The sequence below is a fragment of the Aminobacter sp. P4_H6_2 genome (genome assembly GCF_056400805.1).
Map to the genome: position 1 here is coordinate 1 of NZ_JBFUKO010000993.1, position 1,244 is coordinate 1,244.

At 61.8% G+C, this 1,244-nt stretch carries 1 protein-coding gene; it reads right to left on the bottom strand.

The annotated features are described in order from the left end of the window. On the bottom strand, nucleotides 1–1,244 hold a 1,244-nt coding region (gene tig / locus AC1DUU_RS32380), incomplete at both ends, for a trigger factor (RefSeq protein ID WP_476787379.1).

A 1,244-nucleotide genomic window follows, 5' to 3' on the forward strand; every position in this document is an offset into this window, starting at 1 on the left:
CGTCGTCGGCGAGCAGCTCTTCCTTGCTCACCTTCTTGTCGGTGACGGAAACCAGCGAAAGCAGGTGATCGACGACCTTTTCCTCGAACAGCGGCGCGCGCAGGTTGACCAGCGCCGACGGGTTGTTGCGGTAGAAGTCGAACACTTCCTGCTGCTGGCTGCCCGGGTAGCGGCGAACCGTGTCGAACAGGCCGCGCTGCAGCTCTTCGTCGGAAACCGTCACGCCAGCCTTCTCGCCGATCTCAGCGAGAACCAGACCCAAGCGCACGCGGCGCTCGGCCAGGCGCTGGTATTCGGCGCGGGCTTCTTCTTCCGTCGTCTCTTCGTCGGCGAAGCTGCGGCCAGCGATTTCCAGATCACGGGTGACCTGGCTCCAGATGTTGTTGAACTCGGCTTCGACGAGCTTCGAGGGAGCCTCGAACTTGTAGGAGCCGTCGAGCTGGTCGAGCAGCTGGCGCTTGACCTTCTGGCGCGTCATGGCGCCGAACTGATTCTCGATCTGGCCACGAACGATGTCGCGCAGCTTCTCGAGCGACTCAAGGCCGAGGTTCTTGGCGGTTTCGTCATTGACCTCGAGCTTGCCCGGGGCAGCGATTTCCTTGACGGTGACGTCGAAGGTCGCTTCCTTGCCGGCCAGATGGGCAGCCTGGTAGTTTTCCGGGAAGGTGACGGTGACGAGCTTCTCGTCGCCGACCTTGGCGCCAATCAGCTGGTCTTCGAAGCCGGGGATGAACTCCTTGGAGCCGAGCACCAGCGGCTGGTCGCCACCCGTGCCGCCGTCGAAAGCGACGCCGTCGATCTTGCCGACATAGTCGATCGTGACGCGATCGCCTTCAGCGGCCTTGCCGGTCTTGGGCTCGTAGGAGCGAGCCGATTCGGCAACGCGGTTGACCTGCTCGTCGATTTCGCTTTCCGGAACGTCATAGACCGGACGCGACACCTTGATGTCGGCAAAGTCCTTGATCTCGATCGCCGGGATGACTTCGTAGCTCAGCGAGAACTCGAAGTCGGAACCGCCAGCGAGGATCTTCTCGGCTTCCTTCTCGTCTTCCGTCATCGTCACGTCAGGCTGCATCGCAGCCTTTTCGCCACGCTCGGAAATGATCGTGCGGGCGGAATCGGTCAGGATCTCGTTGACGACTTCGGCCATGAACGACTTGCCGTAGACCTTGCGCAGGTGCTGCATCGGCACCTTGCCTGGGCGGAAGCCATTGATGCGGACCTTGTTCTTGGCATCCGAAAGC